Origin of the sequence: Pseudalkalibacillus decolorationis, from assembly GCF_024609785.1 — a bacterium.
In the GTDB taxonomy this organism is placed as follows: domain Bacteria; phylum Bacillota; class Bacilli; order Bacillales; family Fictibacillaceae; genus Pseudalkalibacillus; species Pseudalkalibacillus decolorationis.
On the sequence record NZ_JANHJQ010000011.1, the window covers coordinates 160,088 to 169,985 of the forward strand.

7 protein-coding genes are annotated in these 9,898 nt (G+C 39.0%); 3 read left to right on the forward strand and 4 right to left on the reverse strand.

The window, feature by feature from the left end:
• Window positions 1–174 precede the first annotated feature (174 nt).
• Window positions 175–1,521 carry a TrkH family potassium uptake protein gene (locus tag NON16_RS12595; protein ID WP_257349475.1) on the reverse strand — a complete coding sequence of 449 codons (1,347 nt, stop codon included), beginning with the start codon at window positions 1,519–1,521 and terminating at the stop codon, window positions 175–177.
• Between the two features lie 382 nt (window positions 1,522–1,903).
• On the opposite strand from NON16_RS12595, the gene asd reads away from it, so the two are divergent.
• The 3 genes from asd to NON16_RS12610 all read left to right on the forward strand — a co-directional run bounded on the left by asd (window position 1,904) and on the right by NON16_RS12610 (window position 3,766).
• Entirely contained in the window at window positions 1,904–2,776 is an 873-nt protein-coding gene (asd, locus tag NON16_RS12600; protein ID WP_257349477.1) for an archaetidylserine decarboxylase, read from the forward strand.
• 67 nt (window positions 2,777–2,843) lie between these two features.
• Window positions 2,844–3,053, forward strand: coding sequence for a hypothetical protein (locus NON16_RS12605; protein ID WP_257349478.1), 210 nt, complete (start codon window positions 2,844–2,846; stop codon window positions 3,051–3,053).
• Window positions 3,053–3,766, forward strand: coding sequence for a hypothetical protein (locus NON16_RS12610; RefSeq protein ID WP_257349480.1), 714 nt, complete (start codon window positions 3,053–3,055; stop codon window positions 3,764–3,766). The genes NON16_RS12605 and NON16_RS12610 overlap by 1 nt, the downstream gene beginning before the upstream one ends.
• 78 nt (window positions 3,767–3,844) lie before the next feature.
• Here NON16_RS12610 and NON16_RS12615 read toward each other — a convergent pair whose 3' ends face one another.
• From NON16_RS12615 to NON16_RS12625, 3 genes are all read right to left on the reverse strand, one after another.
• Complete coding sequence (locus NON16_RS12615; protein WP_257349481.1) at window positions 3,845–5,131, reverse strand: MFS transporter; 1,287 nt, start codon at window positions 5,129–5,131, stop codon at window positions 3,845–3,847.
• 274 nt (window positions 5,132–5,405) lie between these two features.
• Entirely contained in the window at window positions 5,406–7,427 is a 2,022-nt protein-coding gene (locus NON16_RS12620; protein WP_257349482.1) for an ABC transporter ATP-binding protein, read from the reverse strand.
• Window positions 7,428–7,432: 5 nt separating this feature from the next.
• The gene (locus tag NON16_RS12625; protein ID WP_257349483.1) at window positions 7,433–9,187 is read right to left on the reverse strand and encodes an ABC transporter ATP-binding protein; all 1,755 of its coding nucleotides are present in this window, start codon (window positions 9,185–9,187) and stop codon (window positions 7,433–7,435) included.
• Window positions 9,188–9,898: the final 711 nt, after the last annotated feature.

A 9,898-nucleotide genomic window follows, 5' to 3' on the forward strand; every position in this document is an offset into this window, starting at 1 on the left:
CGAAGGTCACTGGAAGACCGACGAGGAGGCTGTTGCCGCCGCAGGAGGCCTGAAGTGATCCAAGTGGTTGGGCGCTGAAGCTGGACATTACATCCATGCCGCAAACTTTTATACTTTCTTAACGTGAAAGAAAAAAGAGGCTAACCGATTGATTGGGTTAGCCTCCTTACAAACTTATCCGATAATGACTTGTTCTTTTGGATAATGGTATTTTTCTTTTACAATATTCCCTCGAATTAAGAATAGGAATGATAAGATTCCAACACGTCCTATAAACATCAGCATGATAATAATAACCTTGCCAATAGTCGAAAGCTCTGAGGTTATTCCCATTGATAGACCAGATGTTCCGAAAGCTGATGTAACCTCAAAAACAATCGCGACCAATGTAGCGGACTCCGTAATCATTAGTGTTATAACTGAGACACCACATAACATTATGGCAACACTGATTACTACAAAAGCCTTATGAATATCCTCTGCTAAAAGTTCACGCTTAAAAATTTTAATTGTTTGGTTCCCTTTTGCGAATGAAAGAATTGCGAGAATCACAATCGCAAACGTAGTCGTTCGAATCCCTCCACCAACAGAGCTTGGAGAGGCACCGATAAACATCATAGCACTCATAACCAACTGAGTCGGTTCAGTAAATAAGTTCATATCCATTGTTGCTAGCCCACCACTTCTTGTTGAGACCGACTGAAATAAAGCGTAGAACAATGCTTCATGCCACTTTTTCCCTGCAAAAAAGAACTTGTATTCTAATACAATAATAAGAAATGTTCCAACTACAACAAGCAAGAAAAATGTGAGAGTAGTTAGTTTTGTAAAAAGCGAAAATTGATACTTTCCTTTCTTCGATGTAATATATTCCTTTAATTCAATTAAAACCGGAAATCCAATTGCACCTAAAATTAAGAGGATAATATTTATAAATTGCACAAAATAATCATTTGCAAAGGGTATAAGCGATTGACCGGTGATATCAAACCCCGCATTTGTCGTTGCACTTACCGAAGCAAAGAAACCATGCATAAATGCTTCCTGCCAAGTTGGGAAGTAATTAAGGAAATACACTCCCAATACAAGTGCACCAATCAATTCAATTACTAAGATTAATACTAATATTTCACGCATCAAATTGACTAAACCCTGCAAGGTTGAACGGTTTTGGTCCGTCATAATTAATTGGCGTTCACGCAATCCGATTTTCTTACCAGTGATCAACCAAATAAATGTACCTAATGTCATAACTCCTATCCCGCCAAACTGTAAAACAAAGGCAAGAATAAAATAGCCGATTTCATTAAACGTTTCAGCCGTTGAAATAACTGATAATCCTGTAACACTTATTGCACTAACGGCTGTGAATAACGCATCTATAAATGACCATTGAACACCATCCCTGTGTGCAAAAGGCAAACTTAATAGCGATGTCGCCATAATGACAGCTCCAAGGTAATACAAAACGATTAATTGGACAGATGTAAGCCTTGATTTTCGGAAACTTTTTTTCTGCATCAGTTAACAACCTTTTATTAGTTTTTACTCATAATGAATCTATAGTACCGAACTTTTGTATATGTGAAAACCCTTTTGTAAAAAACAACTAGTAATGCGTGTTAAAGAAAACTTGGCAAAGCCAAGCCTTTGGCGCCGGCTGAGCCTTAGTTGCGCTTATACTATAGAAAGTATTTTTATACTTTCTTAACGTGTTAAAAAGGCGGACACAACCTCTATTAATGTTAGTCTCTCCCCCATACGGATAAATAATATTGTATTCATTCAACATTTGCTTAACACGTCCTTAATAAAACAGTATAATGTTGGTATTCATAAATACAATTTTCGTAAATACTAATAGCAACATGAAATGAACTTAACCTCTTTTAAGGAGTTTTAAATGAAATACATTACTGGTAGGTTCTTAAGCTGTTTACCACAGCATCACGTTTCATCCCTAACCGGAAGAATTACAAGGACAAGATTAAGCAAATTAGCAATAAAACCATATGCTAAATATTATAAAATCGATCTCGCTTCCATAGAAAAACCTATGAAGGAATTTAGGAGTTTGAACCATTTCTTCACGCGAAAATTAAAACCTGAATCGCGTCCCATTGACAATAAAGACCATTCCATTATCAGCCCTTCAGATGGAATGATTACACAAACCGGGGCTGTACAAGATGGATCTTTAATCCAAGCAAAAGGGGTTACTTATTCTGTTGAGGGTTTGCTCGCTAACTCAGAAAAAGCAGAAACATACCAAAATGGATCCTTCATGACTATCTATCTAAGCCCTAGGGATTATCATCGTGTTCATGCGCCTATCAGTGGCAACGTAACCGAGTTTTCATACATTCCTGGACGTCTGTACCCAGTTAATCGTTTAGGCGTTCAATCCATCAACGAACTTTATGCAAAAAACGAACGTCTCATAACGTATATGAATACTGCAGCAGGGAACGTAGCTATTGTTAAAGTTGGTGCATTTATTGTCGGGAGTGTACAGGTTGCCTACAAAGAGCAGGTTCAACGACTGCATAAAGGATGTTTCATCAATCAAAAACTCAAAAGCCTCCCCTATTTTAACAAAGGTGAAGAAATCGGACATTTTGAGTTTGGGTCTACTGTAATCGTCTTATTTGAACGTAACTTACTGCAGATGGACGAAACAATCTCCCTTGGGCAATTCATTAAAATGGGGCAACGTATCGGCTACTCAGTAGGAGCATCGACCGATAAACAAGCTAGATTAGCCGTTCTTAGGTAGACAAATTGGGTTAGCATCAACCTTTAACCCCAGAAGGTAACTTTATTGGAGAAAGGTCGGAACAACCATGCCAAACGTTTGGACACATATTCATTTTGGCGAGAAGCTCTTGGAAAAAACCGGAATTATAGGGCTTGACCATGAAACAGGTCCTTATTTCCGTTTCGGAACCCAAGGGCCAGATCCATTTTTTTATCATAATTTTTGGCCATGGAAATCGACACCAGTTGCAAAAGTAGGAGATCGAATCCTCACGAACAATGTGGGCCATTTTTAATGAAGTTGATCCAATATACGACAGCTCGTTTAAATGATCGCAAGTTAGTTGCCTTTACTACGGGGTTCCTTACACACCACATACTAGATCGGAATGCACATCCATACATCATATTCCGATCAGGGAATGAAGGCAACCGCCATCAAAAACTTGAAATCATTATCGATACATTATTAATGAAGAAATTTCGCGGTATCGAAACCTGGAATACACCTGTCTATAAGCAGCTTGATATCGGCAGTCAACTAGACACATCTGTAGAAGCAATGCTAGCAGAGGCGATTCAAACTTTCTTCCCGGACCTTCACAAAGAGCTTCCAATCAATTATATCGAACGATCTTATAACCATATGCAGCTAGCACTCAAAATTTTATATGATCCACTAGGCTGGAAAAGGAAACTCTTGAAAGAACGAGTCGATCCATTTTCTTATCAGAAAGACATTGGAAGTGGCGATTACTTAAATGAATCAAACTCCCGTTGGTCACACCCTGCTCAAGTAGATGAGCACTCTGAGCAGACCTTTTTTGATTTACTTGAACAAGCCGAACAAGAAGGTATTAAGGTTTTATCAGTGCTTGGAGCCTATTGGTTTGAAGACTCGGCTGATGCAATTGATCAACTCGAACAAAAAATTGGCAACATATCCTACGACACTGGCAAAGACTGTACACTAGCTATAGAATGTATAAACTTTGAACCAATCTTATAATCACAAAATACCAATCAGAGAGTGAGACACTCATAACGGAGAGTCGACTCTCTGATTTTTTTACACGTTAATTACGTGTTACATTGGGATCTCACCATTTACAACCTTACTACCTGCCTCTTTTTTCCCCTGCTCGATATCCACTTTGCTCAATAGGAAAATCCCGATAAGGAAGAAGATGACGAGTGAGAAAATTCCCAGTCTGCTTGAACCTGTCAATTGTCCAACAAGTCCGAACACAAATGGTCCGAATATGGCTGAAAACTTTGCCGATATTCCATAAAAGCCAAAAAATTCAGCATGCCGGTTATCTGGAACCATACTTCCAAAAATTGAACGACTAAGTGCCTGGGCACCGCCTTGAACAAGTCCGACTAGTATGGCTAACGCGTAAAAATGTGCCGCTGTTTCCATAAAGTAACCGAGTAACACAATAAGAACATAAGTCCATAGTGCAATATACAATGCTCTTTTCGCCTGTATTCGTCTTGCAAGGTAACCGAACAAAAATGCAAATGGAATGCCGACAAACTGCGTAATTAGAAGCGCAGCAATTAAGTCCGTTGTACCAATCCCAATGTCTCTACCGTAAATTGTCGCCATTTTTATAATAGTTGAAATCCCATCGTTAAATAACCAGAATGCAATCAGGAATAACAATAGCTGTTTGTACTGGTGAATTTCTTTAAATGTTTTTCTTAGACGGTTAAAACCAATACTTACATAAGAGCCTTCCATCTTCGGCTGTTCATGCTTTTTTTCTTTTATATTTTTGAACATTGGTATTGAGAAGATAAACCACCAGATCCCCACACTCGCAAAAGAGATCTGTGATGCAACCCCTGCATTTGGGAGGAAAAATACGCTCGGGAACATAATCATCGCGAGATTAATAAGTAACAGCACGCCCCCTCCAAGGTAACCAAATGCATAGCCTCTAGCTGAAACTCTATCAATATCATCTCGCTGCGCTACTTCAGGCAGGAATCCATCATAAAAAACATTTCCACCCGAAAATCCAATTGTACCGAAGATTAACAAAAGTGATGCGAGAATGTAATCCCCTTCACCAACAAATGCCAGTAGTACACTCGCAACCATGCCCATATAAGCAAAGAATCGTAAAAATTTCATCTTCGAACTAGAATAATCTGCAATTGCACCTAGGATTGGTGCTAAAAGAGCCACGATAAGTACTGCAATCGATTGTGAATATCCCCAAAAAGCGGTTGCTGTTGTGCTATCCAAGTTTTTTGCAGCTACATCAAAATAATAAATAGGAAGAACAGCTGCCATGATGGTTGTTGCAAAAGCCGAACTTGCCCAATCATACATCGACCATGAATAAATTTCTTTACGTTTCAAAAATCAACACCCCCCATTTCTTGCCTCTATAACCTACTTCCCATAGTACCATTGTATGTCCTTTTGTAGGTTTTCAGTTTATCTATCTAATTCTATTTTTGATTCCGGTTAACCTTTTTCTATTAGTTTTAAAATTTTGGTTAAAAATTTTATAAACCACATTATTTCTTTAGCAAAATTTTATACTTTCTTAACGTGAAATCAAAAGGGCTAACCCTAGAGGAACAAATGAATGTCCTTCTGGGTCAGCCCCTTAGTCCTCTAATATATTCAATTATACTGCTTTCGATTCCTTCATTCCTTGCTGTAATTGATACATTTGATAATACTTCCCTTGTGTTTTCATGAGTTGATCATGGTTTCCACGTTCAACAATTTGTCCGCGGTCAAGGACAAGGATCTGATCTGCACTTTTGATCGTAGATAGTCGATGGGCAATAATAAACGTCGTCCGTCCCTTCTTAAGGACATCAAGAGCTTCTTGAATAATCGCTTCGGTTTCTGTATCGATATTAGCTGTCGCTTCATCGAGAATAAGAATCGCTGGATTATAGGCAAGTGCCCGTGCAAAGGAGATGAGTTGCCGCTGACCAGCTGATAGGGTACTTCCCTTTTCAACAACCGGTTCATCAAACCCTTTCGGAAGCTGGCTAATAAACGGTTCTGCTCCAACATCCTTCAGCGCCTTTTCAACTTGCTCACGAGTAATAGAAGGGTCATCAAGACTTACATTCGATGCAATTGTTCCTGTGAACAAAAATGGATCCTGAAGGACAATTCCCATATGCTTTCTAAGATCCTGCCTTGAAATCTTCTGGATATCCTGACCATCAATAATAATCTTACCGTGTTTAATATCATAAAAGCGGAACAGCAGGTTCATGATCGAGCTCTTACCTGATCCAGTGTGACCTACAAGAGCAACTGTCTCACCTTGCTTCGCTTCAAATGAAATGTTTTTCAGAACATAGTCTTTCTCTTTATAGGCGAACGTTACATCATCAAACACGACATTCCCTTTATAACGAGGTAGGGCTGTGTTCGAGACGTTCTCACCTTCCCGGTCCAACAATCGGAAAACGCGTTCTCCAGATACAAGTGCCTGTTCAAGATTAGCTAGTTGGGTTACAATCCCAGTCACCGGCTGGAACATTCGGTTTAAATAATCGACAAATGCATATAACACACCAACTGAAACCGCTGCTCCTGCTGTTAACGAAGCACCACCAAAGTACCAGATTAATGTTACAAATGCGACATTTCGAAGCAGATTCACTAGATTATGTGACATGATCGCTTCAAGGTTTAGTAACTTATTACGATACTGAAAATATTCCTCGTTAACCTCTTCAAACTCTTTTGTCGTTTCCTTTTGTCGACGGAAAGCTTGAATGATCGTCATCCCTTGAATCGATTCATTAATCATCGCATTCAAATCGCTTAACCGCGATCGAATCAGATGGTTATATTTAGACGCAAACTTTCTGTACATGATAATCCAAACAAATAGAATTGGGATAATAATCGTACAGATTAATGCGAGTCGTGCATCCAAGAAAAACAAGGCAGTAAGGATTCCGAGAATATAGATAATCCCAGTAAAAAATTGTGCCAATACCGTAACATACAACTCGCGTATTGCTTCGGTATCATTCGTGATTCTTGAAACCACCTTACCCGCAGGAAGATTATCAAAGTAGTTGACAGGTAATCGTTGGATTTGGCCAAAGACATCTGTTCTCATTCTTTGAATAATTCGATTCGCCGATCGTTGCAGCAAATAGCTCTGTCCATAAGTGAAAAATGATGCGATAACCATCAGACCAAGATAAAGTGCACTAAGGTAAATAAGCCTTTTAATTTCTGGCTGGTAAAAGCCAAGAAGTTGGTTATTCGTCAGTTCATCGACTTCATAAGTTGCACTTTTCTCCCCATTTTCAATGGTCATTGTTCCGTTATCAATGGAACGTTCCCCATCAAAGGGCACAGGTTCGTCAATAAAGTAATAATCACGCTTCACCTGGAGGATTCTTACTGTTGGTTTTTCCGATGAATCCCCTTCGTAATACTCAGTACGAACATAAAGATCTCCTTTATATTGAACGGTATCCTCGCCAGAATCTTTGACTTTTACCCACGGCTCCTCAATTCCGAGAATATGGTTGTCGATCATCTTTTTTGCAATAAAAGGACCCGTAAGTTCTGTTCCTACTGCAAGTGCGAGCATGATTAATGCAATAATAATCGTCTTTTTATAATGCAATGCGTATTTATATAGCCGTTTTCCTACGTTCATCGTTTTTACACCACGCCTTCTGAGAGACCAGCTTCTAGCTGTTGACGTTCATATTGTTCTAAGTACCAGCCTCCACTTTCCAATAACTGTTTATGTGTTCCTTCTTCAACAATCCGGCCTTCATCCAATACGAGAATCCAGTCCGCATGTTGTACTGCTGACAACCGATGTGTTGTAATCAGTGTCGTCTTACCTGCCCGTTCATTACGTATGCTGTTAATAATCTTTGCTTCTGTCTTCCCATCAACTGCAGACATTGCATCATCTAATAGTAAAATTTCCGGGTTCACCAATAAAGCACGAGCAATCGATATACGTTGCTTCTGTCCACCCGATAAGGCAACCCCTTTTTCCCCTACAAGTGTCTGCATGCCTTGCGGGAGGTTTTCGATATCGCCTGCCAACGAGGAAAGCTCAACAACATCGTTTAACCGTTTCTCTGATGTATCAGAGACTCCGAATAAAATATTTTCTTTAACAGATCGTGAAAACAGAATTTGCTGTTGTGGTACATACCCTAACCAGCTTTGAAGCTGTGAAAGTGAAATTTCTTCGATCGGTACATTGGAAATCGACACCTTTCCAGTCCCCGGTGGGTATTCCCTTAGAAATTGTTTCACGAGAGTTGTCTTTCCGCTCCCTGTTTTCCCAACGATACCAAGTGTTTGGCCTCTCTTTAATGAAAAAGAGATATCCTTTAAATTATCAACCTGTGAACTCGGATAACGGAAGGTTACTTGATCAAAAATAATTTCATCTGGATTGTGAAATGAGACAACATCTTCGGTATCCTTTACGTCTGGCTTATAATCCAACGTTTCATTAACCCTGTCTAATGAAGCATTACCGCGCTGCAAAATATTAATTAATTCTCCGACAGCGAACATTGGCCAAATCATCATTCCAAGATAGACGTTAAATGAAACGAGCTGTCCGAGCGTTAACGTGTTATGGAAAACAAGATAGGCACCATAGCCTAATCCGATTAAGTAACTGATTCCAACAAGGACTTTGATTGTCGGCTCGAATAACGAATCAATTTTAGCAACCTCTATATTTTTCTTATAAACATCATCTGTCATATTAGCAAAACGTTTGTTATCTGCCTTTTCCTGAACATAAGCACGGATCACCCTTACACCTGAAACCGATTCAAGCACCTGGTCATTCAGTTCCCCAAAGGAATCCTGTGCCAATGTATACCGTTTATGAATAAGCTTTCCATAACGATTCATCAAGAGGGCCATAATCGGCAGTGGTAATAGTGCTGCAATCGTTAACTGCCAGCTGATTGTGAATCCCATAACTAACAGTATCGTAATCATAAATAAGCTTGAGTCAACAAGTGTAAGAATCCCGAAGCCCGCGGTAATCGAAATCGCTTTTAAATCATTCGTGGCACGGGCCATCAGATCACCGGTTCGATATTTCTCATAAAACGTCGGTGTCATCTTAAGTAAGTGTCGCATAAAGCTTGAACGCATTGTTCTTTCCACGAGAAAAGAACCACCGAACAACTGGTACATCCATACATAACACAATATATAATTGACAATCATCAAGCCTAAATAAAACCCTACAATTTGAAATAATCGCTCTTTTGTCATTGCTCCGATTGTCATTTCATCGATCGCTATCCCGATTAATTTCGGAGGAATAACCTCAAAAACGTTTACTATTTGGAGCAAAATAATTGCTATCGTGTATCGCTTCCAATGTTTTTTGAAAAACCACCCTAATTTGCCTAATACTGAAAACATGCTTTCTCTCCTTTCATCCACACACCATTCGTTTGTTAACCGCCTTTAATCCGACCCAGCAGACTTACTTCTCTTTCCTTCTTTTTCGTTACATTCATCAAAATTTCTCCTTTCAAATTTTAAATAATGAGAGTTCAAAAAGTCGCTACAAAATTACCACTAGGTGCTTTTGAACATTATCTATAATAAAAAAAGTATGTTACACGGGGGCAACATACTTCTTCTACACCAAAGGTTAATAGAAAATATAAAAAGCCCACGCCGATAGAGGTGGCATGAGCTGAAAAGACACGAATCCTAAATTAAGAAAGGAATCTCAACGTTCCACGCCATGCCTTGTTAAGTTGTATACACGAGAATCTGAACTGACCAGTTGTACTGAAATATCTACATACCTACGCATGACGTCACGCTCCTTTCAATTAATTGTAATTTATTAGTTCCTTAGAAATTTTATACCATTCTGAATCAATTGTCAAAAGACTTTTGCCTATTTTTAAAATCTTTTTACAATTGAATCAATTTCATAAATTAACTCCTTAGAGCTTCAAGGGGTTTAAGACACATAAAAAGGAGTACCTCCCTAACAAGTCGAAATGAGTAAGTGACCAAACAAACTCTAAGACTGGAGGAAGACTCCCTATGACTATTATACGACAAGAAAGCCTGTTTGACCTGCATGAATTATATCAATTGGAACCTACCCAACGA